The sequence below is a fragment of the Maridesulfovibrio sp. genome, assembly GCF_963676065.1.
Taxonomy (GTDB): domain Bacteria; phylum Desulfobacterota; class Desulfovibrionia; order Desulfovibrionales; family Desulfovibrionaceae; genus Maridesulfovibrio.
Genome location: NZ_OY780933.1, coordinates 339,469 through 365,597 on the forward strand (window position 1 = coordinate 339,469; position 26,129 = coordinate 365,597).

Here is a 26,129-nt window from a genome sequence, read left to right on the forward strand (position 1 = left end):
TAATTTCGTATCAATCTACATTTTTTGTAGGTAGGCCAAATCTGCACCTCCTTCATTTTAAATAAATAATTTTAGATAGTTATGAGCGTATTCGTGTTTTGGCACGTGGTTTGCCTTAGGAGAATTACCAACACGAAAAACAATCCAAACCACATGGAGGAAAAAATGAGAAAAGTAGCAATCTACGGAAAAGGCGGAATCGGTAAGTCCACAACAACACAGAATACTGTAGCCGGACTGGCAACAATGGGCCGTAAGGTAATGGTTGTTGGGTGTGACCCCAAAGCTGACTCCACCCGCCTTCTTCTTGGTGGACTGGCTCAGAAATCAGTTCTCGATACTCTTCGTGAAGAAGGCGAAGACGTTGAACTCGAGGATATCCGTAAACCAGGTTTCGGCGATTCATGGTGCGTTGAGTCCGGTGGTCCTGAACCGGGTGTCGGTTGTGCAGGCCGCGGTATCATCACTTCTATCAACATGCTTGAAAACCTCGGCGCATACGAAGAGTCCGAAGGACTGGACTACGCTTTCTACGACGTACTCGGTGACGTTGTATGCGGTGGCTTCGCAATGCCTATCCGTGACGGTAAAGCTGAAGAAATTTACATCGTCTGTTCCGGCGAAATGATGGCAATGTACGCAGCCAACAACATCTGCAAAGGTATCATGAAATACGCAGAATCCGGCGGAGTTCGTCTCGGCGGCCTGATCTGTAACTCCCGTAACGTTGATAACGAAAAAGAAATGATCGAAGAGCTGGCCAAAAAAATCGGCACCCAGATGATCTACTTCGTACCCCGCGACAACGACGTACAGCGCGCAGAAATCAACCGTAAAACCGTTATCGAATGGGACGACACTGTTCCGCAGGCTTCAGCATACATGGGACTCGCAAAAGCTATCGATGAAAACGAAATGTTCGTTGTCCCCAAACCCCTTGAAATTGAAGAACTCGAACAGCTGCTCCTCGATTTCGGCCTGATGGAAGTCTAGTCCTGGCAGCAACCTAACCCATCCCCACACAGCAGAGTAAGGAGAGAACTAAAATGATGATCATGGTGAGAGCAATCGTAAGACCGGAAAAAGCGGATGATGTACTGGCCGCACTTATGGATAACGGCTACCCCGCTGTAACTAAATATTCTGTAGCAGGTCGCGGTAAACAGCGCGGCATCAAAATCGGCGAAGTAACCTACGACGAAATCCCCAAAACCATGCTCATGAGCGTGGTCAAGGCTGAAGATAAAGACTTTGTAATCAACACCATCATGGATGCAGCCCGTTCCGGCGCAAAAGGCGCTTTCGGTGACGGTAAGATATTCGTAACCGACGTAGAAGATGTCTACACCATCAGCTCCGGCATCAATGAAGCGGCCCCGGCAGAGGAGGCTTAGCATGAAGGAAGTCATCGCAGTTGTGCGGATGGACATGATGAACCGCACCAAAACAGCTCTCACCGAAGCAGGCATAGACGCTTTCTTCGCACATGAAGCTCAGGGACGCGGGAAAGGCTTTATAAACCCGGCAGTTATTGAAGGAATTGAATCCGGATATGAAGAAGCTGCCGCTGTCCTTGGCGAAAAAGGTAAACTCTATCCCAAACGAATCCTCACCGCAGTTGTTCCTGAAGAATCAGTGGATGCAATTGTTGAAAAGATTATCGAAGTCAACAAATCCGGTAAACCCGGCGACGGCAAGATCTTCGTCTGCCCCATAGGCGACGCAGTAAGGGTCAGAACTGGCGAAACAGGCGCAAAATCCATCGCCTAACCACTCAAGGAGAGAGAAATCATGAGTAAGACTAAAGTGGTGCAGTGGGACCCGGCGGACATCAAGGAAGAACTTCTTAAGAAGTATCCGCCCAAAGTAGCCCGTAAGCGCGCCAAACAGATAATGATCAATGAAGCGACTGAAAGCGAAGCTCCGCCGGAAATAGTCGCCAACGTAAGAACCATTCCCGGTATCATCACCATGCGCGGCTGTACCTACGCAGGTTGTAAGGGCGTTATCATGGGCCCCACCCGCGACATCGTGAACATCACCCACGGCCCCATCGGCTGCGGATTCTACTCCTGGCTGACCCGCCGTAACCAGACTTCTGCCGGCCCGGATGGTGATAACTATATGCCCTACTGCTTCTCCACAGACATGCAGGATCAGGACATCATCTTCGGCGGTGAAAAGAAACTCGAAGCAGCAATTCAGGAAGCATACGATATTTTTCATCCCAAAGGTATCTGTATCTTCTCCACCTGCCCGGTAGGTCTGATCGGTGATGATGTTCATGCCGTAGCAAGAAAGATGAAAGAAAAACTCGGCGACTGCAACGTATTTGGCTTCTCCTGTGAAGGCTACAAGGGTGTATCCCAGTCCGCCGGTCACCATATTGCGAATAACCAGGTTTTCACCCACCTTGTTGGCGAAAACAAAGAGCCCCGCACCGAAGAATATAAGATCAACCTTCTCGGTGAGTACAACATCGGTGGTGACGGTTTCGAGATTGACCGTGTGCTTAAAAAATGCGGCATCACAAACATCGCAACCTTCTCCGGTAACTCAACTTACGACCAGTTCGCTTCAGCACAGCATGCAGACCTGAGCTGTGTAATGTGTCACCGCTCCATCAACTACGTGGCTGACATGCTGGAAACCAAATACGGTATTCCCTGGATCAAAGTTAACTTTATCGGCGCGGAAGCAACCGCCAAGTCCCTGCGCAAGATAGCGAAATACTTCGGCGACAAAAAACTTATCGACAAAGTCGAAGCAGTTATCGCCGAGGAAATGCCTGAAGTTGAAAGCGTTGCCAAAGACGTGCGTTCACGCACCGAAGGCAAGACTGCGATGCTCTTCGTCGGTGGATCACGCGCTCACCATTATCAGGAACTGTTCAACGAAATGGGCATGAAAACCCTTTCAGCCGGTTACGAATTCGGTCACCGCGATGACTACGAAGGACGTAGCGTTATCCCGGACATCAAAGTTGATGCGGACTCCAGAAACATCGAAGAAATCGAAGTTGAAGCAGATCCAGAACTTTACAAACCGCGTAAGACCGAAGCTGAAATTAAAGCTCTTGAAGACGCAGGATACGAGTTCAAACATTATGACGGCCTGAACCCCGACATGGACAAAGGCACCATCATTATTGACGACCTGAACCAGTACGAAGCTGAAAAACTGGTGGAAATCCTCAAGCCTGACCTTTTCTGCGCAGGTATCAAGGAAAAATTCTCCATCCAGAAGCTGGGCGTACCCATGAAACAGCTGCACAGCTATGACTCTGGCGGACCATACGCCGGTTTCAAAGGTGCGATCAACTTCTACAAAGAAATCGACCGCCTCGTGGGCAGCAAGGTCTGGAGCTACATGAAGGCCCCCTGGCAGGAAAACCCGGAACTGACAGCAACGTTTGTCTGGGAATAGCAGAGAAGGAGATACGAAATGTTACTCAGACACACACCCACAGAAATATCGGATCGTAAGACACTGGTCATCAACCCGGCTAAAACTTGTCAGCCTATCGGTGCAATGTATGCCGCACTGGGCATCAAGGGCTGCCTGCCCCATTCACATGGTTCACAGGGCTGCTGCGCCTACCACAGGTCCATGCTGACCAGACATTATAAAGAACCTGTATCCGCCGCGACCAGTTCCTTTACTGAAGGCGCATCCGTTTTCGGCGGTCAGGCCAACCTCATTCAGGCCATCAACAATATCTTCTCGGTTTATGAGCCGGAAGTGATAGCCGTTCACACAACCTGCCTTTCCGAAACTATCGGTGACGACTTGAAACAGATCATCACCAAGGCAACCAAGGAAGGCAAGATACCGGAAGGTAAGACCGTTTTCGGCGCACCGACCCCCAGTTATGTGGGTTCACACGTCACCGGTTTCTCCAACATGGTTAAGGCCATGGCCCAGCTCGCTGAGCCTACTTCTGAAAAGAACGGCAAAGTCAATATTATTCCCGGTTGGGTAGAACCCAGCGACATGGAAGAGATTAAACGTCTTTGCTCCATGATCGGCGTGGACATCACCATGTTTCCGGATACCTCCGGCGTACTTAACGGCCCCCTGAGCGGCGAATACAAGATGTTCCCCGACGGCGGCGTAACCATCAAGGAACTCAAGGAAGCCGGACAGGCTACCGGTACCATCGCCCTCGGTGAATGGTGTTCCGCAGACGGCGCACGCTGGCTTGATTCCAAACACAAAGTACCCTGTACCGTATTGGATATGCCCTTCGGCCTGAAAGCAACCGACCGTTTCATTGATGTGCTGCGTACCGTAGCAGGTGCTTCAATCCCTGACAGCATCTCTTACGAACGCGGACAGCTGGTAGACATGATCTCTGACATGCACCAGTACTTCTACGGCAAAAAGGTCGCCATTTACGGTGATCCTGACCAGCTCATCTCCATGGTGGAATTCCTCCGCTCCATCGATATGTGCCCGGTCTACGTCGTTACCGGTACTCCCGGCAAGAAGTTCGAAAAACGCATCAAAGAACTCACTGCCGACATGCCTTACGAAGTTAAGGTCAAAGCTAAAGGCGACATGTTCCTTCTGCATCAGTGGATCAAAAACGAGCCTGTCGACCTGCTCATGGGTAACTCCTACGGCAAGTATATCGCCCGTGATGAAGACATCCCGTTCCTGCGTTGGGGCTTCCCCATCACTGACCGTCAGGGACACCAGTACTTCCCCACCGTGGGATACAAAGGCGGTCTCCGTCTGCTCGAAAAAATCCTCGGACTGTTGCTGGATCGCAAAGATCGCGACTCCCCCGAAGAAACATTTGAACTCGTACTTTAATCTCTACCTCATCCCCTGCGGCATTCCCTTTGCCGCAGGGGAAATACGGAGCACCCAATGACCACTTCCACCACTTCACATCCCTGTTTCGGCCCCTCTGCCCGCGCATCTGCAGGCCGGATTCACCTTCAGGTCGCTCCGAAATTTTTTGCCCGCACCCGCTTCGCCACTGAGACAAAACTCCCCGCAGCCATGATGCCCGAAGAGGCCTTTGCAATGTTGGAAGAAAAGATCAATTCCGGCGAAAAAATCAAAGTAGTCGGTATCACCGGTCCCGGTGATCCGCTGGCGGATTTCGAGACCACCTACCGGACCCTGAAAATGGTCCGCGACGCATACCCAAGCATTGTTTTATGCCTGACCACCCTGGGCATCGGCGGTTCAAAGTATGCCGAAAAGCTGGCCGAATTAAAAATTTCCCACATCACTGTTTTGGTGGATGCGGTGGATTCTACAAACGCCGAAAAGATCTATGCGTGGATTCGCCCGTCAACCAAAAACATTCCCCTGCCTGAAGCCTGCGAAATGCTCGTTAAAGAACAGGCGGCATCCATAAAAGCCTTCAAGAAGGCAGGTATCACCGTCAAGGTCAACACAACCATTTATCCTGAAAACGTTGCTCAGATAGAAAACATCGCGCTTACGGTGAAAAATCTGGGGGCGGATATCATGGGACTTCCTTTCTTCATTCCTGAAAAGGACAGCGACCTTTCAGTCGTCGACAACGAAGATGTGGCCTCCGCCCGTGAACTGGCTGCAAAGCATATTGAACTCATGGAGCCGTGGCTCAAATGCGGGGCATCCATCGCACTGGAATCACCGATATCAAGTACCCTGCCAAAACCTAGCAAGAACCGCCCGAACGTGGCGGTGGCAAGCTCCAGCGGCATGGATATCGACCTGCATCTGGGCCACGCCCATAAAATTTTGATCTACGGTCCCCGCGAAGACGGCCTTGCCTGTCTGCTGGAAACACGGCAGGCCCCGGAACCCGGCGGAGGGGAATCCCGCTGGGAAAAACTGGCCGGAATCCTCGATGATTGTTTCGTGCTGCTTTGCGCCGCAGCCGGGGAAAACCCTAAAAAAATTCTGGCCGCCAATGGCATCAGAACCATCGTTTCTGAAGAAAACGTTGAGGGCACGGTCGATGTTCTCTACGGCGGCGGCAAAAAAGGCAAGTGCAAGAAATAGAAACCAACTGTGCCTCTACATGCGGCAAGGCTTTTTTATAAAAGGCTTAAAGCGACCAAAGGCAAAAGGAGAGAGAATATGGCTACCCCCGAAAGAATGATTGTTTGTTGTCAGAGTTTCCGCGCTGCGGGTGAACCCAAAGGCATCTGCCACAAGCAGACCGACGGCTATCTGCAATACATTGAAGAAGAGATCATCGACCGAGGCATAGACGCTCTTGTGGTGGCCACCAGCTGTTTAAAACAGTGTGATAACGGCCCTATCCTCGTTGTACAGCCCGAAAACTGGTGGTTCAAGGGTGTGGATTCTGAAGAAAAAATTGATGAAATCCTCGACGGCCTGGAAGACGGCGAACCCTGCGCAGACTACCTGCTTGAATAATTAACCGAGACACTCATATTTCGAAATTCCCGCATCTGAATTTTGAAAAACCATAGAGGGAGCATATGCCGACCACTGTTCACATCCGAAACGCCAACTCTGCTGATCTGGTTCCAATGACCGATCTGCTGAACTCGCTCTTCTCAATTGAGAAAGACTTTTCAGCGGATGGAAGCAGACAGATGAAAGGACTCAGAATGCTGCTAGGCAACCCCCGTGCACGCATTCTTGTTGCGGAAGAACATGATGAAGTGGTCGGTATGTGCACCGGTCAGATAGTAATCTCAACAGCGGAAGGAGGCCCGTCAATCCTCGTAGAAGACGTGGTTGTCCGTTCCGACAGACAAGGGGAGGGAATAGGTTCCATGCTCATGGAAGCCATCCTCGGATTCGCAGTAGAAAATAGAGCAACACGGCTGCAATTACTTGCAGACTGCGAAAACACCCCGGCCCTTAAATTTTACAATAAAATCGGCTGGAACAAGACCAGCATGATCTGCCTTCGTAAAACGAACGCATAGCAACGGAGCAAAGCAATGAATGAATACACAATTTTAGACGAACGTAAGGGGCAGATCCACCGCACGGGCGAGGGAGCACTGGACATTGCCTGCAACCGGGAATCACTCGCCGGAGCTGTCAGCCAGAGAGCCTGTGTTTTCTGCGGTTCAAGGGTCGTCCTTTACCCCATAGCCGATGCCCTGCACCTGGTGCACGGGCCAATCGGCTGTGCGGTCTACACATGGGATATTCGCGGCGCGCTTTCCAGCGGACCGGAACTGCATCGCCTCTCTTTCTCCACCGACCTGCAGGAGACTGACGTTATCTTCGGCGGTGAGAAAAAACTGGAAGCGGCCCTCGATGAACTCATTGACCGCCACAGCCCTAAAGCAGCCTTTGTATATTCCACCTGCATAGTAGGCATCATCGGTGATGATCTTGAAGCGGTCTGTAGAAAAATGTCCGAGAAGAAAGGCATTCCCGTTCTTCCGGTTCAGTCCGAAGGTTTCAAAGGCAGCAAACGCGAAGGTTATCTCGCAGCATGTAAAGCCATGTTCAAGCTGGTCGGGACTGAAGATGTTTCAGATGTTTCACCTCTTTCGGTGAACATTCTCGGCGACTTCAACCTTGCCGGGGAAATCTGGATTATACGTGAATATTTCAGAAAGATGGGGGTGGAAGTCGTTGCCAACATAACCGGCGACGGGCGTGTGAAAGATATCGGGCGCAGCCACGGTGCGGCCCTTAATCTTGTACAGTGTTCGGGTGCGACATTGGATTTGGCAAAAATGATGAAGGAGAAATACGGCAAGCCTTATATGCGCGTCTCCTACCTCGGCATCGAAGATATGGCCGACTCCCTCTATCAGGTTGCTGATTTCTTCAAGGATGTCGACCCGGACATTGTCAAACGCACGGAAGATCTCGTACGGGATGAACTCTCAAAACTCATGCCCGAGCTTGCCCGCATGCGCAAGGACCTCGAAGGCAAGAAGGTCGCCATGTACGTAGGTGGATCATTCAAGGCTTTCTCCCTGCTCAAGGCTTTCCGGCACCTAGGTATGAAGGTTGTCATGGTCGGTTCCCAGACCGGAACCAAGGAAGATTACGCTGAACTGGAACGTATCTCTGATCCCGGAACGATTCTCGTGGATGATGCAAATCCGCTGGAGCTTTCCGCTTTCATCAAAGAGAAAGACGTCGACATCTTTGTCGGCGGAGTAAAGGAACGCCCCATCGCATTCAAAATGGGAGTAGGATTCTGCGACCACAATCACGAGCGCAAAGAAGCCCTTGAAGGCTTTGAAGGAATGCTCAACTTCGCACGAGAAATCCACTCCTCAGCAATGAGCCCGGTCTGGAATTTTGTCCCCCGTAGAGCCAAGAAGGAAGGAGTATAGCCATGACAACCAAGAGTAAAAATTACACATCAACGACTAACGCATGTAAACTCTGCACCCCTCTCGGCGCGTCACTCGCCTTCCGCGGAGTAGAAAGTTCAATTCCTTTCCTGCATGGCTCGCAGGGCTGCGCCACATACATGCGCCGTTATATTATCAGCCATTTCCGTGAACCTGTGGATATCGCTTCCTCTGCACTTGGTGAAAAGCACGCTGTATACGGCGGCGGCCCCAACCTCAAAAAGGGTATCCTCAATGTAATGAAGAAATATGAACCGAAAGTAATCGGAGTGGCAACCACCTGCCTGACCGAAACAATCGGTGATGATGTTCCCATGTATCTCAAAGAATTCTTTGATGAATTCGGTGATCTTGATCTGCCTAATATCGTACAGGTTTCAACCCCCAGTTACAATGGAACCCACATGGACGGCTGGCACGGCGCCGTACGTTCCATGGTCGAACAGCTCTGCACTGAAAAGGCGGAGAATGACGGACACGTGAACATCCTGCCCAACATGGTTTCATGCGAGGATGTTCGACACCTCTTTGATATCTGTGAAGATTTCGATTTGAAAGCGACCATCCTGCCTGACATTTCCGAAACCCTCGATGGCCCGGCTTTTGAAAATTACATGAAAATCCCCGTGGGCGGGACCCCGGTTGAAGACATCAAAAAGATGTCCGGAGCCGCCGCAACTATTGAGTTAGGCCGCTGCCTGCCCGCAAAAAGCGGCGGAACCAGCCTTGAAGAAAGGTTCGATGTAGCCAACCACCGCATAGGTCTGCCTATGGGGCTGCGCGAGACTGACAAATTTTTTGAAACTCTAGAAAGCATTTCCGGCAACCCTCTCCCTACCCGTTATGAACGCGAAAGAGGCAGGCTGGTCGATGCCTACGTGGACGGCCACAAATACATCTTCGGTAAAAGGGCGGTTGTATACGGAGAAGAAGACCTCGTCGTCGGACTTTGCGCTTTCCTTGCCGAGATCGGCGTGGACGTAATCCTTGCCGGAAGCGGCGCTAAGAAAAAGGGCATGGGCGAAGCAGTTAAAGCCGTTACCGAAGGCGTTGGGCGTACCATGCCTGAAATCCATGAAGGCGTTGACTTTTTTGACATTGCCGAACGGGCTGAGGAACTGAAACCAGATATGCTCATCGGTCATTCCAAGGGTTACCGCTATGCGAAAGCATGGAACATCCCCCTTATCCGGGTAGGTTTCCCGGTGCATGACCGCTTCGGCGGACAGCGCATCCCGACTCTGGGATACAGGGGAACACAGTATCTTTTCGATCAGGTTGTCAACGCTATGCTCGGAAAGAAACAGGCAGATAACCCTGTCGGCTACGGCTACATGTAATCAAGGAATTAATTAAAGATACCACGTTAATCACATTCTCGGCGAAGCCCTATTAAAACGTTTAAGGCCCCCCGCAGGGTGCCCCGCGAGACCGCCGAAGGCAAAAAGGAGATATACCATGACAAAAGATACCACCAAACATCCCTGTTTTAACAAAGAAACCGCAGGCTCCTGTGGACGTGTACATCTCCCGGTAGCCCCCAAGTGCAACATTCAGTGTAACTACTGCAACCGTAAATACGACTGCGTTAACGAATCCCGCCCCGGTGTGACCAGCGGTGTGCTGAAGCCTTTTCAGGCTGCCGAATACATGGACGCCGTGCTGGAAAAAGAGCCGCGCATCACGGTAGCAGGTATAGCCGGCCCCGGTGATCCTTTCGCCAACGCGGAAGAGACCTTGGAAACCATGCGTCTGCTCAATAAAAAGCATCCGCACCTGATTTTCTGCCTCTCTTCCAACGGCATGGGCATCCTTCCTTATCTTGACGAGCTCAAGGAACTGGAAGTTTCCCATGTAACCATCACAATCAGCGCGGTCGATCCAGCCATCGGTGCCAAGATTTATTCATGGGTTAAAGACGGCAATGTTGTATATCGCGGCGAAAAAGGCGCAAAAGTTTTGCTTGAACGCCAGCTTGCAGCCATCAAAGGATTGAAGGAACGCGGTATTACCGTAAAGGTCAACTCTATTGTCATCCCCGGAGTGAACGACCATCATATTCCGGAAGTGGCCCGCGTGGCTGCTGAACTCGGCGCGGATATTCAGAACATGATTCCGCTCAAGCCGACTGAAAACACCAAATTCGCAGACCTGCCCGAACCGGGTCACGAAATGATAAATCCCCTGCGCAAAGAAGCGGGAAAAGTTATCGAACAGATGACCCATTGCCGTCGTTGCCGGGCAGATGCAGTCGGCCTGCTGGGTGAAGATAAGTCCGTAGCCCTGTGCGGAACTCTTAAAGCGTGCTCCGAGCTGAACCCTATTGATGTTAAAGGCCCTCGTCCTTACGTTGCGGTTTCTTCCCGAGAAGGCATGCTGGTCAATCAGCATCTCGGTGAATCAAAGGAATTTTACATCTGGGCGGAAGACGGTGAAGGCGGATTTAAAATGGTAGAAAAAAGGCCCGCCCCCAAAGCAGGATGCGGTCCGCAGCGCTGGGCAGATCTCGCTGCCACACTCAGTGACTGTCGCGCGGTTCTCGCAGCTGCCATCGGGGAAACTCCGCAGGAAAAACTGGCTGAAAACGGTATTGTACCGCATATAGTCGGTGGATTCATTGAAGACGCGCTGGCAACGATTTACAGCGGCGGGAATATGGATATCCACAAAGGTAGACGGGGAAGCATCGCTGACGCCTGCTGCACCGGAACCGGAACCAAATGCGGATGATCATAATAAATTGCTCCGTGCTGTTTTTATCCAAAAGATAAATTCAGCAACACTGTGAAGCCCCCTGCGAAGTTGCTCTTGCCGGGGGTTTCGCCTTTTGAAAGAGGTTCTTATTGGCATCATTTACAGTTACGCTCTCTAGCAATCTTCAGCAAAAACGATTACATTTAAAGGAAAAGACCGGAGCTCAAAATGAAAACCACCAGCAAAACAGTACTTCTGTTCTTTCTAGTAACCCTTTTTGCAATGACATCAGCTAGGGCTGACGATGTATCAAAAGGAGTTAACTGCCCGCCGGGATGGAATGACAACCAGAGCGCCCGTGGCGGTAATCTCGTAAAACAGTGTCTCTCTCCCGACCTTGAGTCCAGCATTGAGCTCTACGTAATTCACGGAAAAAAAATTCAATTGGGCAAGCTGTTGAACAACTGGACTGCTAATATGAAGAGTCAGGGCTTCCCGCTGCAAAAAAAAGTAGCCGAAACCAAAGGCCATGTATCAGGTGTTCCGGCTCTCTTTCGTGAATACGAAGGGAATAAGAGCGGCAGGGGAATTGAATCATTGCTGGCAGCAAGCCGCCACAACGGAATTAATTACGTTTTCCTGAGCAGCTATCCGGCAGCAGACCACGAAACAGAAGGACTGGTCAGGCATTCACTGAACACATGGAATTTTCCAGAAGTTTCAACTGAAGAAGATACCCCTTACGATTCTCCGAAAAACAAAGGTACCAGCGGAAGCTTCAAAAATATCGGCAGTTGCTGGGTCTGGGGACTTTGGACCGCACCTTCAGGAGCGTCAGTCGTGATTCTGCCGGATGGAAGGGCAATATTTGACGGACAGATTTCAAAACATTGGCGGCCCAACAAAAAAGAAAGCATCGTGATGGAAATCCCGGCTGAATGGGGCGGCGGCAGCGCCATCTGGACTCATCCCGAAGGACGTCATGATGTGATTCTTCAGGTTGAATTTCCAAAAACCAGACAGATTCTGCTCCGCGACTCCTGGGAATATAACTACAAAGGAAAAGCTTTCAAAGCCTGCCACAAATAAAATGGTCAACCATAAGAAAAGAGCTTTCCACCCGATGTGGAAAGCTCTCTTTTTCTCAACCGCAATCCCCATGATCGCGGTATAGCCAGTCAGGAAATTTTTAACCCTTTTTCATACGCCGCAGGCGCGCCCGACCTTCGGCAATCATGGATTCAAGACCGTAACGCTTGACCCTGTATCCCATCTGACGGGCAGAAAGGCCCAAAGTTTCTGCGGCCTTATACTGAATCCACCCACTTCTTTCCAAAGCGGCGACAACTTCATTGCGCTCCACTTCCTTGAGCGAAGTACAGTGCGGAAGCGCGTCATTGGAAGCAGGATCGCTGTCTTCTCCGGAACTTCCGGGGACTCCGCGCTGGCCCGGAGCAAGGTATGATTTCAAAAATTCAAGGGTGATGTACTCTGAATCGGACATGATAACGAGCCGCTCCAGCAGGTTCTGCATCTCACGCACATTACCCGGCCAATCATATATCATGAGAGAATCAAGGGCCGCAGGGGTAAAAAACATCTTGCGACCATAATCTTCGGCCATCTTCTGGATAAAATGATTGAGCAGCCCGGTGATATCTTCTTTACGGTCACGCAGGGGCGGTACGGTAATTGGAAAAATGTTCAACCTATAATATAAGTCCAGCCGAAATTCATTGTGCTCCACCAGCACTCCGAGATCGCGGTTAGTGGCAGCAAGGATACGCACATCTATATTGCGTGTTTTGTTTGAACCGATTCTTTCCAGTTCTTTTTCCTGCAAAACCCGCAGGAGTTTGGCCTGAAGTCCCATGGGGAACTCCCCGATCTCATCAAGAAAGATCGTTCCGCCGTCAGCCTCTTCAAAACGCCCCGGTCTGGTAGCGGAAGCACCGGTAAATGAGCCCTTTTCATGGCCGAAAAGTTCAGATTCAAGCAGATTTTCAGGTATGGAAGCGCAGTTTACTTTAATAAAAGGATGCTTGGCGCGATCTGAAAGCTCATGGATTATCTTGGCCATGAGGGTTTTACCAACGCCCGATTCACCAAGCAGCAGAACCGTAGCCTTAGTGGGTGCAACCTTTTCCAACTGCCGCTGAACCTCGACCATGGCAGAACTATGCCCTACAATGTACAAGCCCTTGGTTTTTTTAGAAATCTGATATTTGAGGGAGGTATTTTCACGCTTGAGAACCGCCTCGCGCTCTAAGATTTTTTCATTAAGGCTTATAAACTGACCGATGAGAGTAGCTACAATCTTTAAAAAATCTACGTCTTCTTCCGCCGCTATCTCATCACCGAAAATACGGTCCACGTTCAGCACGCCGATAGGTTCGCTATGCAGGATAATCGGTACACCGATGAAACCGGTTTTAGCCCTCACGATCTTGCGAGCGCCCGTTTTATCAAGGAAAAGAGGTTCTTTGGTTATATCAGGAACATAGTAAGGCTCACCGGTCTGAAAAATACGCCCGGTAACCCCTTCATCAAGGCGGTAGACCCCTCTCTGTTTTTCCTCAAGGGAAAGACCGTAGGAGGCATTGATTGAAAGCTGTCTTGTCTCTGGATCATAGAGAGTCACTGTCGCCCTCTTCATGCTCAAGTTCTCGGAAAGAATACTGAGAACTCCGTCAAGGGCGGACTCCAGATCAAGCGCCTGCTCAATGGCCTGACAAATCGCCAGCAACGCGGAAAGCTTTAGTCCATGCAGTGAAGGATACATATTTGAAGCTTAGCAATCCTAGTGCCATTTTGTTTTTTTTACATAATTCCTTTTATTCCTGATAATTATAAAAAATACATTTTTGAAGTTATTCACATTTATGTAAATTACCGTACTGCAATGAACATTAATGGGAAAAGTCTCCTCTGATTTTCATAGCCATGATATACTTTAAATATAGAGCTCATTTTCCCTAAAAAAGGAGGCACTATGCATGGCTGGGCTGGCTGGATACTGAGGGTTGATCTGGAAAAGACTGAAATAGAAAGACGTGCGCTTGACCCCCGAACTGCGCGGGACTTCCTCGGCGGACGCGGATTAAACTCACTGGTCCTGTTCAATGAAATCAGCCCGCAGATTGATCCACTCGGGCCTGAAAATGTGTACTGCCTTGGAGCCGGCCCACTTTCGGGCACTCCTCTCGGGTTGACCGGGCGGGTTGAAGTCAGCACCCTCTCTCCGTACTCCGGCATCCTGGGGGATGGTAATGCCGGTGGATCAATGGCGTTTATGATGAAACGAGCCGGGCTGGATCAGATTGTCATCAGCGGAGTTGCGGACTCCCCCTGTTACCTGCTCGTTGAAAACAACAAGGCGGAGCTGCTTGATGCCGAAGAACTCTGGGGACTCTCGGTCTGGGAAAGCACGGACAGACTACGCGAAAGACACGGCAAATCCGCCAGTGTAGCATGCATCGGTCTGGCGGGTGAGAATCTGGTTCGCATGGCTACAACCATGATTGATAAATACGCTTCCGCCGCCCGTGGGTCAGGCGCGGTGCTCGGGTCCAAAAAGATTAAGGCTATTGTTGTCAAAGGCAGTGGAAGAATTTCACTGGCAGACGAAAATGCGTTCAGGAAAATGGCTGCCGAAGACCGGGAATTTTTTCGTAATTCCGATTTTCAACGTGAAGTGGTCGGACAATACGGGACCCATATCGGCATGATGATGTGGGAACCGGGATTCCGTAACTACAAAGAATTCTGGAAGGCTGAGGATGTGCCGGATGAATTGCGCCCGGAATCGTGGAAAAGATTTTCGCTGGGTCGCCACGGATGCCACGGATGCCATGTTCGCTGTAAGGATCATTACCGCATACCTTCCGGCAAAAGGGCCGGAGAATCGGGTAAGGCAATGGAATACGAATGTATATTCTGTCTCGGCACCAATTGCGGGATAACCGATCCGGTAGCGATAATGGAGATGGAAAACATATGTGATATCTACGGCATGGACGTGCTGGCCCTTGGTAACACCATCGCCATGCTTAAGGATTTATACAACAGGGGACTGCTGGAGGGGGAACTGACGGACGGCCTTGATCTGAGCTGGCAGAATCACGCGGACCAGATTGAGCTGCTGCACCGCACCGCTCAGCGTCAAGGACTGGGCAACCTCGTGGCTGAAGGCATGTATACTCTAGCCAAGCGGTTAGGCGGGCAGGCAATGGATTATTGCTACCATGTCAAAGGGCTTTCGCGCGGTCCTTATCCCAGCGGAATCTTTTCGCTGGCTCACGCGACCTCCACCCGAGGAGCCGATCATCTGCGTGGCCGGTCATGGGCTTTCAGCCAACCGGACCCGGACATGTTCCCTATACTAAATGAACAGGGTCTGCTGCAGGAAAACCCGGATGAAAATCCGGCCCCGGCAGTAATCACCGGCGAACGCATGACCACACTGGCGGACTGCATCGGACGCTGCAAGGGCGCGGTGAACAACTGGATCAGCGCGGTACCGCTGGTCTGGAAGAAACCTATTTTTGAAGGTCTGGCTGAGCTGCTGAGTGCGGCAACAGGCATAGGGTACACAACCGAAAAACTTGAGCAGGCTGCTGACCGGGTTTACGCACTGGAACACGCATTCAACATACGTCAGGGCATAAGCCGTAAAGATGACTGCATGCCGCAAAAACCGGACATCCGGGACACGGCAGAAGGCCGGGCCGATCTGGAAAAGCATGAAGAACATTTAAGCCGTTATTATGAACTGCGAGGCTACGACCGGCAGGGGCGGCCTACCCCGAAACGGCTTACGGAACTGGGACTGGCATTTGTGGATCAGGTCCTAAACGCGGATAACGGTTACAAACAATGGGATGGCCCACCCATGTGGAAACTGGAAAATTATCCTCATGGAGGAAATCGAAGTTAGGTACATCAACCGTTCATAATGACTTTACTCATTTGACCCATAACCCCGTAAAATCAAATGCAGCCACATCCACTAATCCCCGGTCGGTAAGTTTAAGGCTGGGGATTACCGGGAGGGCCAGAAAAGAAATCTGCATGAAAGGATTATAAGAACACCCCAACTGCTTTGTCGCCCGGTCCAGACCGCGTACTGCCTCAGCTACTTCATCCAACCCTTTATCGCTCATCAATCCGGCAACAGGCAGGGACAGTGTCCCCAGAACTTCGCCAGAACGTACCACGGTAAAACCTCCGCCTATGCGCGCTACTTCACGCGCGGCCAGCACCATATCGACATCATTCATCCCGGCCACAACCAGATTATGTGAATCGTGCGCTACGGTTCCGGCAATAGCACCGCAGGAAAGCCCCAGCCCGCGAACAAAACCGGTAGCCCGGTTTCCTGTCGCCGTATGACGCTCAATAACCGTAAGCTTACATATATCCCGCGATGGATCGGCAATGGGCTGACCTCCTTCAAGCAACGGTTCCAATTCCAGATTCTCAGTCAACAATTGTCCGCGGGAGACACCGATAACCCTGATATTTCCGCGCCCCTCTTCCGGCCTAAACATACTTTCATCAATTTCGCTCCCTATATTCATGGAACTGAGCGGCGGAAAACCGGCGTCAGATTCAAAGCATAGTTCTTCCAGAAATTGGCCTTCAATAAAGACATTTTCAACGGCGAATTCTTTAAGATCATCCACTAGGAAACAATTGGCCCGGAACCCCGGAGCGATGGCCCCGTATCCGCTAAGTCCGAAATAGCGGGCAGTATTGATGGAAACCATCTGCACCGCCCGCACCGGGTCCATACCGAGGGCCACAGCGCGACGCAGCCCGTAATCAAGATGCCCGTTCTCCCGCAGATCCAGCACGTTACGATCATCGGTGACGATGGAAATATTCTGGGAATTGAAATCATTAACCATGCCGAGCAAATCTTCCATATTACGCTCAAGCGATCCTTCACGCATCATCAGATGCATTCCTGAGCGCATTTTTTCCATCGCTTCCGGAGTGTTGGAGCATTCATGATCACTGCGCGGCCCGGCCAGAATGTAAGCATTCAAATCCAGCCCCGAAAGAAGCGGGGCATGCCCGTCTATCCTGTGTCCTTTAGCCGCTTCGAGCTTGGATAATACTTCCGGGTCCTTCGCCAGCACCCCGGGAAAATTCATCATCTCCGCCAGCCCGAGAATACGCTCAGGATAAAGCCGACGGAAATGTTCAAAATCACCGGCACTGAGCACAGCACCGGAAGTCTCCAGTGCGGTAGCCGGCACACATGACGGAAACATAAAAAATATGGAAACAGGCAGATTGCGGGAGACCTCCAGCATATATTCCACTCCGGCAGAACCCGACACATTGGCTATTTCATGTGGATCGCAAACCACGGCAGCGGTGCCCCTTGCGGCAACTGCCTGTGCAAAATGAGGCGGAGTCAGCAGGGTTGATTCTATGTGGATATGCCCCTCCACAAGCCCCGGAAGCAAAAAACGTCCTCCGGCATCAAATACTCTTTCAGCCTTGTAATCACCAAAACCGAGAAATATTCCTCCGGCAATTCCCACATCGGACTCATGGATTTCACCACTGAGCACATTTACCACCCGGCAATTTCGGATAACCAGATCCGCTTTTTCAAGACCACGGGCTTGATCTATCATTTTAGACAGCTGCATAACCACTCCGGTGTTAAGAAACAATACACTGCCTGTATTTTAACACCTTTCACCAGTACATAACAGCCTTACGAACACAAGGATCATGAATTCACATCACCCAGCCGAGTTAATTAAGAATAAAAAGGATATGACTTTTTAATTAGGGCTTATTGACAAGATAATCAGCTTGAGGCAATATTTCCGAAAACGTTTGCGGTTACGTTTGCATAACCATTTGCATAATCTGGAAAAGGACGATTCAGGCAGGAAAAATGAGCAAAAATTTTCAGGACTACCCGCACAAAAGATTCAACCCCCTGACCGGCGAATGGGTGCTGGTTTCTCCACACCGAACCAAGCGTCCATGGCAGGGAAAGCAGGAAAAAAGTGCATCTAACACCCTGCCCGAGTATGACGATAAATGTTATCTCTGCCCCGGAAACAGCCGCAATCAGGGCGCGCATAACCCCGACTACACAGACGTTTTTATTTTCGACAATGATTTCCCCGCCCTTCTAAGTGAATCTGTGGAAGGCTTCAGTGATGCCGACAATCTCTTTAAAGTGGAACCGGAAAACGGTATCTGCCGGGTGATCTGTTTCTCTCCCCGCCACGACTTGACGATTTCACGCATGCAACCGCAAGCGGTACGCAAGGTGGTCGACGCTTGGTGTGCCCAGTTCGATGAGTTGGGAAAACGCGAAGACATCGGCTACGTGCAGATTTTTGAAAACCGGGGTGACATCATGGGCTGCTCCAACCCTCATCCTCACGGGCAGATCTGGGCGACCGGTTCCATACCGGTAATCCCTGAAGCCGAAGATAATCGCCAGCGTGAATATCTGGAAGAAAACGGGGAGTGCCTTTTGTGCCGCTACGTAAAGCGGGAACGGGAAAATAAAGAGCGGATAATTTTTGAAAACGAATCCTTTGTCGCCCTTGTCCCCTTCTGGGCTGTCTGGCCTTTTGAAACAATGCTCCTGCCTAAAGTCCACATGGGCGCCATCAGCCGGATGGACGCCGCCCAACGTGAAGACCTTGCCGATGCTTTGATACGCATGGGCATCCGCTACGATAATCTTTTCGAGACATCATTTCCCTACTCAATGGGCATCCACCAGATGCCGACAGACAATGAAGAGAGCAAGCACTGGCATTGGCATATTCACTACTACCCGCCTCTGCTGCGGTCTGCCACTGTGAAAAAATTCATGGTCGGTTTTGAGATGCTGGGCATGCCGCAGCGGGATATCACCGCCGAACAGAGCGCGCAGCGACTGCGTGATCTACCGGAAAAACATTATTTGGACCGGGGAGAATAACATGCATTCAGTTGAGGCTTACCGTAAACATCTGGAGCAGAATGGATTTGACCGTATTTTCGGCCTGAACCATTCATGGTCCAGACTGAGCGAGTCTCGCACGCGCATGGAAAAACTGCTCCTTGATATGGAAAAAGCCTTCTCCCCTAAACAGATCTGTTTTGCCAGTGCTCCGGGCCGCACGGAAATGGGGGGAAACCATACCGATCACAACCACGGACATGTTCTGGCAGCAGCCGTAAATCTGGACTGTCTTGCCGTGTTTTCCCCGGCGGAAGGGAATGTGGCGACCATTATTTCCGAAGGTTACAATCCCATCATTGTTGATATTTCAGAGACAACTCCCCGCAAGGAAGAGAATGAAACAAGTGCCGCCATTGTACGCGGTGTTGCAGACGGATTCCGTAAGCTGGGATTTAAAACAGGCGGATTCAACGCCTGCGTGCACAGCACCATTCCAGCAGGGGCCGGGCTGAGTTCCTCCGCGGCATTTGAAGTGCTTGTGGGCCGGATTTTCAGCTATCTTTTTAACGGAGCAAAAGTCGACCCGCTCCAGATCGCCCGCATCGCCAAACAGGCGGAGAATATACATTTCAATAAACCCTGCGGTTTCATGGACCAGATGGCCTGCTCATTCGAGGGGATTCTATCCATTGACTTTGCCGACCCGGACAATCCGGGAATCACAAGAGTGTCTCCGGGCTTTGATACTCAAAACCGAACCGCCGGATTTTATGGCACAGGGTTCCGGCTTTGCGTCATCAATACCGGCGGCAGTCATTCGGACATGACTCCTGATTACGCCGCCATCCCGGAAGAAATGTATCAGGGTGCGCGGAGCTGCGGGCAGGATCAGGCAAAAGGATTAACTCTGAACAATGTTCTGGATAACATTGACCGCATCCGGCAACTCGCCGGGGACCGGGCGATTCTGCGATTAATGCATTTCATTGGTGAAAATGAGCGGGCCCAGCAACAAGCCGCAGCCCTGCACGAAGGTAACATGCCTGAATTTCTGCGCCTTGTCGCCGAATCAGGCCACTCTTCCTGCTCCCTGCTGCAAAACTGCTATAGCCCCGCAACACCCAGAAAACAGCCTATACCTCTGGCCCTGAACCTGACGGAGCTGACTCTCGGCACGAATGGAGTGGGCAGAGTTCACGGAGGAGGCTTTGCAGGAACCATTCAAGCTTATATCCACGAAAGAGATTTCGGAAGATACAAACATTTAATGGAAAACGTTTTCGGCGAGAATTCAGTAATTGAACTATGCATCCGCCAGCCGGGCAATGAATTCCTGACCATACCCGACAAAGGAACGGAGGCTTAGTATGGGACATGTGACGCTGAAAGACCTCGCAAAGAAACTGGGCATCTCTGCATCGACGGTTTCACGAGCCCTGCATGATCATCCTGATATCAGTGATAAAACCAAAAAACTGGTCATGGAAGCGGCGGACAAATACGGCTATCAGCCAAACCCTATCGCCCAGAGCCTGAAGAAACAAAGCAGCAAGGTAATCGGGGTCATCGTCCCTGAAATCAAACACAATTTTTTTGCCACAGTCATCAGCGGTATTGAGGAAATCGCATACAATGCCGGCTACATTATCATGGTCTGCCAATCCAATGAGACCCTGCAGCGTGAAATAGTAACGACCAAGGCTCTGGCTGCCAACAGGGTTGCCGGAGTACTTATGGCTGTTTCACTTGAAACCACAACTTGGGAACACATCAGAGCCCTGATGAAACAGGGCATCCCGCTTATCCAGTTTGACCGGGTGATTGATGAGCTTGATACCGGGAAAGTGGTCATCGACGATTTCCGTGCATCTTACCAAATGACTTCCCACCTCATCGACCGGGGGTACAAACGCATCGGATTTCTTGCCGGAAGTGAAGGCATTACCATGAACAAACTGCGCTTCAACGGTTACCGGCAGGCCCTGAAAAATCACGGGGTTCCCTTTTACCCGGAGCTTCATATCAATATCGGAGGCTGCCGGGGTCGCAACGGGAGGATAGGGGCCGAAGAATACCTGAAAATGGACAACCCGCCGGATGCGATACTGTGCATCAATGATCCGGTTGCTGTCGGCGCTTTCTGCCGGTTTCGCGAAGAAGGCCTGCGCATCCCCGAGGATGTGGCTCTGGCCGGTTTTTCCGGTTCTCCCGAATCAGCTCTCATTGAGCCGGGCCTCAGCTCGGTAGCTCAGCCCGCGTTTGAAATGGGTAAGGCGGCAGCGACCCTGCTCCTTAAGCAATTGCATGAAAAAGAAAATTTCCGGCCCGAAACAATCACTCTTGAAACTGAACTCCTCCTGCGCGGTTCAAGCTACAAGGAAAAAAAGTGATGACCGTTACACAAAAGTCATGGGGAAAAACTCCCGCAGGTGAGGAAGTTCGCTTCCTGACCCTCAAAAACAGCACCGGTTTCAGGGCACAGATATCTACTTACGGAGCCTCCCTGACCGCTCTGGAAATCCTGCTGGACGGCAAAAAGACAGATGTGGTGCTGGGCTTTGATTCTTTACGTGGATATCTGACCGACGGGACCTATTCAGGAGCCACGGTGGGACGTGTTGCCGGACGTATTTCAAATGCTCAATTCAAAATTTCCGGACAGGAATTTAAACTTGACCGCAACGAAGGCCGCAATCACCTGCATGGCGGCGATAAGGGATTCAACAGCCGCAACTGGGAAGTCCGCGCAATCAATCAAGACGAGCACGCACCATCCGTAACCCTTTCCCTACACTCTCCGGACGGCTCAAACGGGTATCCCGGCAACCTGCTTGCGGAAACAACCTTCACCCTGAACAAGACAGCCCTCATTATTTCCTACCGGGCAACAACAGACCAGCCTACCCCGCTGAGTATGACCGCCCACCCCTACTTCAATCTCAATGGTGACGGTAAACCGGTCAATGACCACGAACTCAAAATTTTCTCCGCACAATGCACCGCTCTCGGATCGAATCTTATTCCCGACGGCAGAATTATCAATATTTCCGGCACGGAGGCTGATTCCATGGACTTCTCCCCGCTGGGTAAGACAGCTCTGGACTGCTTTTTCATTCTGGAAAAGGACAATGAGAAACTCGTTCCGGCAGCCGTTGCACGAGGTGATGACTCCGGGCTTGAGATGGAAATACATACCAGCCAGCCCGGAATGCAGTTTTATACCGCTGAAGGAATAGCTCCCGGAACGCCCGGCAAATACGGACAAAAATACGGTCCCCGTTCAGGATTCTGCATTGAACCGATGGGGTATCCCGATGCGGTCAACCGGCCCGAATTCCCCTCCGTGATCCTGCATCCCGGAGAAACGTATAATCATTCAACCGAGTACAGGTTCCGCAGGGTTTCCTGATAGGATCAGTACCACGTTCTCAAGGTAGATAATTTTATACATCGATTTCATCTCCATGATTTTGATGGACCCAAAACTGGAAAACGAACAAGGCGAAATTAAGCATGGCAAACGTAGAACTTAAAAACGTCATCAAGCGTTATGGATCAGTCGAGGTCATCCACGGTGTGGACCTTTCCGTAAACGACAACGAATTCATCGTGCTGGTCGGTCCCTCGGGATGCGGCAAGTCCACCCTCCTGCGCATGGTGGCAGGACTTGAGGACATCAGCGGCGGAGACATAGCCATCGGGGAACGGATAGTCACCAATGTTTCCCCCAAAGACCGCAACGTAGCCATGGTTTTCCAGAACTACGCCCTCTACCCGCACATGACCGTTGCCGAAAACATGGGTTTCTCACTTAAAATGCACAAGAAATCCAAGGACGAGATACAGCAGCGTGTGGATGAAGTAGCCAAAATTCTTGAGCTGGAACCGTATCTGCATCGCAAACCCTCGGAACTTTCCGGCGGTCAGCGTCAGCGAGTGGCTATGGGACGGGCCATGGTCCGCAACCCGGATGTTTTTCTCTTTGATGAACCGCTTTCCAACCTCGATGCACAGCTGCGCACCCAGATGAGAATGGAGCTGCGCAAGATGCATATGCGGCTCAAAACCACAACCATCTATGTCACCCACGACCAGATCGAAGCAATGACTCTGGCCGACCGCATTGTCATCCTCAAAGACGGATACATTCAGCAGGTGGGCACTCCGGTGGAAGTCTTTGAAAGGCCGAACAATGTATTCGTTGCCCAGTTCATAGGTAACCCCCCCATGAATATACTCAAAGGGGTGCATCAGGTGATTGACGGCAAACGCTTTGTGGTAGCGGGCAGTTCCAGATTCCCCGTGGGAGATCATCAGGGACCGAACTTGAAAGACGGAGATCCGGTACTGGCCGGACTGCGTCCCGACTGTATCAAAATGGGTGATAATATCGAACGGCTGCCAAAAGACTGGTGGTGCAAAGGTGAGGTGGTTGTTTCGGAAATTCTAGGTGCCCACTCCCTGCTCGAAATCATCATTGACGGTGAAAATGAGCTCCTGGCCGAGGTGGAAGGCAGGGTTATCGCCCATCCCGGAGAAACCGTACCCATCGGATTTGAATTCGACCGCATGGTCCTTTTCGACCCGGAAACGCAGGAAGCGCTTTACTAGATAATTCCGGTAAAAGCGTCGAACTATAAAGGCTTAAGGATAACGTAGATTGTTTTAACATTTAGGAGGAAACATGAAACAATCCCTGATTAAATTTTGTCTGGTACTCGCAGCGGTTATGCTGCTGGCGGTTCCGCAGGTTTCACAAGCCAAGGAACTGACAGGCGATCTGGAAATTTTCTCATGGTGGGCAGGTGATGAAGGTCCGGCTCTGCAGGCCTTAATCGGAATTTACAAAAAACAGAACCCCAAAGTTAACGTCATTGACGCCACAGTTACCGGCGGTTCCGGCGTTAACGCCAAAGCGGTTCTCAAAACCCGTATGCTCGGCGGTGAGCCACCGGACAGCTTTCAGGTTCACGCAGGTCAGGAACTTATCGGAACATGGGTAAAGGCCGACCGTATGGAAGATCTGACCTTTCTTTTCAAAGAGCAGGGCCTGATGGACGCTTTCCCCGAAGGACTGGTCAAACTGATCGGTACTGACAAGGGGATCTGGTCTGTTCCGGTAAATATCCATCGCTCCAACGTGATGTGGTACATCCCCGCAAACCTTAAAAAATGGGGAGTTGCTGCACCTAAAAGCTGGGACGACTTCCTTAAAATCGCTCCCAAACTCCAGAAAGAAGGCATCGTGCCCCTCGCACTGGCTCAGAACTGGACAGCCAACCACCTTTGGGAATCCGTTGCTCTTGCTTCACTTGGTGCTGACAACTGGGACGCCCTCTGGGCAGGCAAGCTGAAGTTCAACAGCCCTGAAGTAATCAAGGCATGGGAACTTTTCGGCAAGGTTCTGAAGTACACCAACAAGGACGCCGCATCCCTCTCATGGCAGCAGGCTACCGATATGGTTATCGATGGCCGTGCGGCTTTCAACATCATGGGTGACTGGGCAGCCGGTTACATGGTTACCACCAAGAAGATGGCTCCCGGCAAGGACTTCGGCTGGATTGCCTCTCCTGACACTACCGGTGAATTCCTGTTCCTCGCAGACTCTTTCGGTCTGCCCAAAGGCGCACCTCATCGTGAGAACGCAATTGCATGGCTGAAAGTGCTCGGTTCCAAAGAAGGCAGTGATACCTTCAACCCGCTCAAGGGTTCCATCTCCGCCCGTAAGGACACCGACCTCAGCAAATACAATCCTTACCTGCAGTCCGCAGCTAAGGACTTCAGTAAAGACCGCGTGGTCGCTTCTCTGGCCCACGGCGCAGCAGCTAATGAAACTTTCATGGGCGGCTTCGCACAGGTTATGGAAATGTTCCTGAAGACCAAAAACGCCAAGGCTACCGCCATGGCCTGCCAGCAGTTGGCTGACAAAGCCAAAATCGGCAAGTAGTGACAGTCTGCCACCTGCGGGGCGAAGCCTAATATAAGGGTTTAAGCCGCCGGAGGCATTCTATTAAAGAATAAAAAAACCGCGCCGGAAATTTCCGGCGCGGTCCCAAAAGGGGTTCGGTTTATGAGGGAAGCATCTCGGGACAGGCTGAAGGCATTTTTAACCCTTCTGCCATCAATCATCCTGATCGCAATATTTGTATACGGTTTTATCGGCAACACCATCTGGATTTCCATGACAGACTGGGGCGGTTCCGGGTCTATGGCCCTTGATCCGCAAAAGAATTTCGTCGGTCTGGACAACTACGTGGATCTTTTCAACGGATTCCTTTCCAGCGGTTTCAGGCAGGATCTTGTCAACGCGGTTTATTACTCGGTCATGCTGCTGGCCGGTGCCATAGGACTTGGTATGTTCATCGCCATCCTGCTGGATCAGAAACCCAAGGGTGAAGATATCCTGCGTACAATTTTCCTTTACCCGATGTCCCTCTCTTTTATCGTTTCCGGTACCATCTGGCGCTGGCTGCTCGCCCCTCAGGGCGGGGTCAACATACTGCCCACCTACTTCGGATTCGATGCACTTGATTTCCAGTGGACCTCATCCACAAAAGCCGTACTTGAATTCAACTGGCAGAACCTGTTTCAGATTCTGCTTTATATCGCGGCTTTCATCCTGATTCTGACCGGCCTGTTCCTGCTTAAGGGCAACCCGCAAAAAGCCGTAAAACGCTGGCTCGGTCCCGGAGTTGTCATCGGCGCTCTGGCATGGCTGGGCGGTTCCCTGCTTCCGCAGGCTCTTTTCATGGAAGAAACGCACGGCTTCAATCTGGCGACACTGGGTATCATCATCGCTACAGTCTGGCAGTACGCCGGCTACACAATGGCCCTCTACCTTGCAGGGTTCAACGGTATTTCTCAGGATCTGCGCGACGCGGCAATGCTCGACGGGGCAAGCTCCACCGACTACTACCGCTTTGTCGCTATCCCCATGCTTAAACCGATCACCATCAGTGCGGTGATCATACTCTCGCACATCTCGCTGAAAATGTTCGACATCATCTTCGCCATGACCGGACCGGACAATGCCCAGACCGGACACCCGGCCCTGAACATGTACATGACCACCTTCCGGGCCAACGATTTCGCCCGGGGCGCGGCTATCGCCATTGTTCTTTTCCTTGTGGCGGGAACATTTATCGTTCCTTATGTAATCAGCCAGTACAAACAAAGGAGAAGGGGATAAA

The 26,129-nt window shown here is 51.2% G+C and carries 22 protein-coding genes; 20 read left to right on the forward strand and 2 right to left on the reverse strand.

Features of this window, described 5'->3' with window-relative positions; genetic code table 11:
* Positions 1-165 precede the first annotated feature (165 nt).
* From nifH to ACKU35_RS01565, 12 genes are all read left to right on the forward strand, one after another.
* Positions 166-993 (forward strand): nitrogenase iron protein, encoded by an 828-nt coding sequence (gene nifH, locus ACKU35_RS01510; protein WP_319762461.1) that lies wholly within the window; start codon positions 166-168, stop codon positions 991-993.
* Between the two features lie 53 nt (positions 994-1,046).
* Complete coding sequence (locus ACKU35_RS01515; protein ID WP_319762463.1) at positions 1,047-1,394, forward strand: P-II family nitrogen regulator; 348 nt, start codon at positions 1,047-1,049, stop codon at positions 1,392-1,394.
* 1 nt (position 1,395) lies between these two features.
* Positions 1,396-1,770, forward strand: coding sequence for a P-II family nitrogen regulator (locus ACKU35_RS01520; RefSeq protein ID WP_319762465.1), 375 nt, complete (start codon positions 1,396-1,398; stop codon positions 1,768-1,770).
* 21 nt (positions 1,771-1,791) lie between these two features.
* Positions 1,792-3,426 (forward strand): nitrogenase molybdenum-iron protein alpha chain, encoded by a 1,635-nt coding sequence (gene nifD, locus ACKU35_RS01525; RefSeq protein ID WP_319762467.1) that lies wholly within the window; start codon positions 1,792-1,794, stop codon positions 3,424-3,426.
* 18 nt (positions 3,427-3,444) lie between these two features.
* Entirely contained in the window at positions 3,445-4,818 is a 1,374-nt protein-coding gene (nifK, locus tag ACKU35_RS01530; RefSeq protein WP_319762469.1) for a nitrogenase molybdenum-iron protein subunit beta, read from the forward strand.
* A gap of 57 nt (positions 4,819-4,875) precedes the next feature.
* On the forward strand, positions 4,876-6,009 hold the full coding sequence (locus ACKU35_RS01535) for a NifB/NifX family molybdenum-iron cluster-binding protein (RefSeq protein WP_319762471.1): 1,134 nt from the start codon (positions 4,876-4,878) through the stop codon (positions 6,007-6,009).
* A 78-nt stretch (positions 6,010-6,087) separates the two neighbouring features.
* The gene (locus ACKU35_RS01540; protein ID WP_319762473.1) at positions 6,088-6,390 is read left to right on the forward strand and encodes a (2Fe-2S) ferredoxin domain-containing protein; all 303 of its coding nucleotides are present in this window, start codon (positions 6,088-6,090) and stop codon (positions 6,388-6,390) included.
* A gap of 65 nt (positions 6,391-6,455) precedes the next feature.
* Entirely contained in the window at positions 6,456-6,911 is a 456-nt protein-coding gene (locus ACKU35_RS01545; protein WP_319762474.1) for a GNAT family N-acetyltransferase, read from the forward strand.
* A gap of 15 nt (positions 6,912-6,926) precedes the next feature.
* Positions 6,927-8,291: a nitrogenase iron-molybdenum cofactor biosynthesis protein NifE gene (gene nifE, locus ACKU35_RS01550; RefSeq protein WP_319762475.1), complete on the forward strand. Its 1,365-nt coding sequence runs from the start codon at positions 6,927-6,929 to the stop codon at positions 8,289-8,291.
* Positions 8,292-8,293: 2 nt separating this feature from the next.
* Positions 8,294-9,652, forward strand: coding sequence for a nitrogenase component 1 (locus ACKU35_RS01555; protein ID WP_319762477.1), 1,359 nt, complete (start codon positions 8,294-8,296; stop codon positions 9,650-9,652).
* Positions 9,653-9,770: 118 nt separating this feature from the next.
* Positions 9,771-11,042 (forward strand): radical SAM protein, encoded by a 1,272-nt coding sequence (locus tag ACKU35_RS01560; protein ID WP_319762478.1) that lies wholly within the window; start codon positions 9,771-9,773, stop codon positions 11,040-11,042.
* Positions 11,043-11,234: 192 nt separating this feature from the next.
* Positions 11,235-12,095: a hypothetical protein gene (locus tag ACKU35_RS01565; protein WP_319762480.1), complete on the forward strand. Its 861-nt coding sequence runs from the start codon at positions 11,235-11,237 to the stop codon at positions 12,093-12,095.
* A 100-nt stretch (positions 12,096-12,195) separates the two neighbouring features.
* On the opposite strand, the gene nifA is transcribed toward ACKU35_RS01565, so the two are convergent.
* Positions 12,196-13,788, reverse strand: a complete 1,593-nt coding sequence (nifA, locus tag ACKU35_RS01570; RefSeq protein ID WP_319762482.1) for a nif-specific transcriptional activator NifA — start codon at positions 13,786-13,788, stop codon at positions 12,196-12,198.
* A gap of 210 nt (positions 13,789-13,998) precedes the next feature.
* On the opposite strand from nifA, the gene ACKU35_RS01575 reads away from it, so the two are divergent.
* Positions 13,999-15,942, forward strand: a complete 1,944-nt coding sequence (locus ACKU35_RS01575; RefSeq protein WP_319762484.1) for an aldehyde ferredoxin oxidoreductase family protein — start codon at positions 13,999-14,001, stop codon at positions 15,940-15,942.
* Positions 15,943-15,970: 28 nt separating this feature from the next.
* Here ACKU35_RS01575 and ade read toward each other — a convergent pair whose 3' ends face one another.
* The gene (gene ade, locus ACKU35_RS01580; protein WP_319762486.1) at positions 15,971-17,671 is read right to left on the reverse strand and encodes an adenine deaminase; all 1,701 of its coding nucleotides are present in this window, start codon (positions 17,669-17,671) and stop codon (positions 15,971-15,973) included.
* A 254-nt stretch (positions 17,672-17,925) separates the two neighbouring features.
* On the opposite strand from ade, the gene ACKU35_RS01585 reads away from it, so the two are divergent.
* The 7 genes from ACKU35_RS01585 to ACKU35_RS01615 all read left to right on the forward strand — a co-directional run bounded on the left by ACKU35_RS01585 (position 17,926) and on the right by ACKU35_RS01615 (position 26,128).
* Positions 17,926-18,975, forward strand: coding sequence for a UDP-glucose--hexose-1-phosphate uridylyltransferase (locus ACKU35_RS01585; RefSeq protein ID WP_319762488.1), 1,050 nt, complete (start codon positions 17,926-17,928; stop codon positions 18,973-18,975).
* A 1-nt stretch (position 18,976) separates the two neighbouring features.
* Complete coding sequence (locus ACKU35_RS01590) at positions 18,977-20,305, forward strand: galactokinase family protein (protein WP_319762490.1); 1,329 nt, start codon at positions 18,977-18,979, stop codon at positions 20,303-20,305.
* 1 nt (position 20,306) lies between these two features.
* Entirely contained in the window at positions 20,307-21,329 is a 1,023-nt protein-coding gene (locus tag ACKU35_RS01595) for a LacI family DNA-binding transcriptional regulator (protein ID WP_319762492.1), read from the forward strand.
* Positions 21,329-22,348: an aldose epimerase family protein gene (locus ACKU35_RS01600; RefSeq protein ID WP_319762494.1), complete on the forward strand. Its 1,020-nt coding sequence runs from the start codon at positions 21,329-21,331 to the stop codon at positions 22,346-22,348. The genes ACKU35_RS01595 and ACKU35_RS01600 overlap by 1 nt, the downstream gene beginning before the upstream one ends.
* Positions 22,349-22,452: 104 nt before the next feature.
* Positions 22,453-23,550, forward strand: a complete 1,098-nt coding sequence (locus tag ACKU35_RS01605) for a sn-glycerol-3-phosphate ABC transporter ATP-binding protein UgpC (protein WP_319762496.1) — start codon at positions 22,453-22,455, stop codon at positions 23,548-23,550.
* A 73-nt stretch (positions 23,551-23,623) separates the two neighbouring features.
* Positions 23,624-24,886, forward strand: coding sequence for an extracellular solute-binding protein (locus tag ACKU35_RS01610; RefSeq protein ID WP_319762498.1), 1,263 nt, complete (start codon positions 23,624-23,626; stop codon positions 24,884-24,886).
* A gap of 123 nt (positions 24,887-25,009) precedes the next feature.
* Entirely contained in the window at positions 25,010-26,128 is a 1,119-nt protein-coding gene (locus ACKU35_RS01615) for a sugar ABC transporter permease (protein ID WP_319762500.1), read from the forward strand.
* The last annotated feature ends 1 nt before the right edge of the window (position 26,129 follow it).

Coding starts and splice junctions, on each gene's coding strand:
- nifH (WP_319762461.1), top strand. CDS start 166: ATGAGAAAAGTAGCAATCTACGGAAAAGGCGGAATCGGTAAGTCCACA.
- ACKU35_RS01515 (WP_319762463.1), top strand. CDS start 1,047: ATGATGATCATGGTGAGAGCAATCGTAAGACCGGAAAAAGCGGATGAT.
- ACKU35_RS01520 (WP_319762465.1), top strand. CDS start 1,396: ATGAAGGAAGTCATCGCAGTTGTGCGGATGGACATGATGAACCGCACC.
- nifD (WP_319762467.1), top strand. CDS start 1,792: ATGAGTAAGACTAAAGTGGTGCAGTGGGACCCGGCGGACATCAAGGAA.
- nifK (WP_319762469.1), top strand. CDS start 3,445: ATGTTACTCAGACACACACCCACAGAAATATCGGATCGTAAGACACTG.
- ACKU35_RS01535 (WP_319762471.1), top strand. CDS start 4,876: ATGACCACTTCCACCACTTCACATCCCTGTTTCGGCCCCTCTGCCCGC.
- ACKU35_RS01540 (WP_319762473.1), top strand. CDS start 6,088: ATGGCTACCCCCGAAAGAATGATTGTTTGTTGTCAGAGTTTCCGCGCT.
- ACKU35_RS01545 (WP_319762474.1), top strand. CDS start 6,456: ATGCCGACCACTGTTCACATCCGAAACGCCAACTCTGCTGATCTGGTT.
- nifE (WP_319762475.1), top strand. CDS start 6,927: ATGAATGAATACACAATTTTAGACGAACGTAAGGGGCAGATCCACCGC.
- ACKU35_RS01555 (WP_319762477.1), top strand. CDS start 8,294: ATGACAACCAAGAGTAAAAATTACACATCAACGACTAACGCATGTAAA.
- ACKU35_RS01560 (WP_319762478.1), top strand. CDS start 9,771: ATGACAAAAGATACCACCAAACATCCCTGTTTTAACAAAGAAACCGCA.
- ACKU35_RS01565 (WP_319762480.1), top strand. CDS start 11,235: ATGAAAACCACCAGCAAAACAGTACTTCTGTTCTTTCTAGTAACCCTT.
- nifA (WP_319762482.1), bottom strand. CDS start 13,788: ATGTATCCTTCACTGCATGGACTAAAGCTTTCCGCGTTGCTGGCGATT.
- ACKU35_RS01575 (WP_319762484.1), top strand. CDS start 13,999: ATGCATGGCTGGGCTGGCTGGATACTGAGGGTTGATCTGGAAAAGACT.
- ade (WP_319762486.1), bottom strand. CDS start 17,671: ATGCAGCTGTCTAAAATGATAGATCAAGCCCGTGGTCTTGAAAAAGCG.
- ACKU35_RS01585 (WP_319762488.1), top strand. CDS start 17,926: ATGAGCAAAAATTTTCAGGACTACCCGCACAAAAGATTCAACCCCCTG.
- ACKU35_RS01590 (WP_319762490.1), top strand. CDS start 18,977: ATGCATTCAGTTGAGGCTTACCGTAAACATCTGGAGCAGAATGGATTT.
- ACKU35_RS01595 (WP_319762492.1), top strand. CDS start 20,307: ATGGGACATGTGACGCTGAAAGACCTCGCAAAGAAACTGGGCATCTCT.
- ACKU35_RS01600 (WP_319762494.1), top strand. CDS start 21,329: ATGACCGTTACACAAAAGTCATGGGGAAAAACTCCCGCAGGTGAGGAA.
- ACKU35_RS01605 (WP_319762496.1), top strand. CDS start 22,453: ATGGCAAACGTAGAACTTAAAAACGTCATCAAGCGTTATGGATCAGTC.
- ACKU35_RS01610 (WP_319762498.1), top strand. CDS start 23,624: ATGAAACAATCCCTGATTAAATTTTGTCTGGTACTCGCAGCGGTTATG.
- ACKU35_RS01615 (WP_319762500.1), top strand. CDS start 25,010: ATGAGGGAAGCATCTCGGGACAGGCTGAAGGCATTTTTAACCCTTCTG.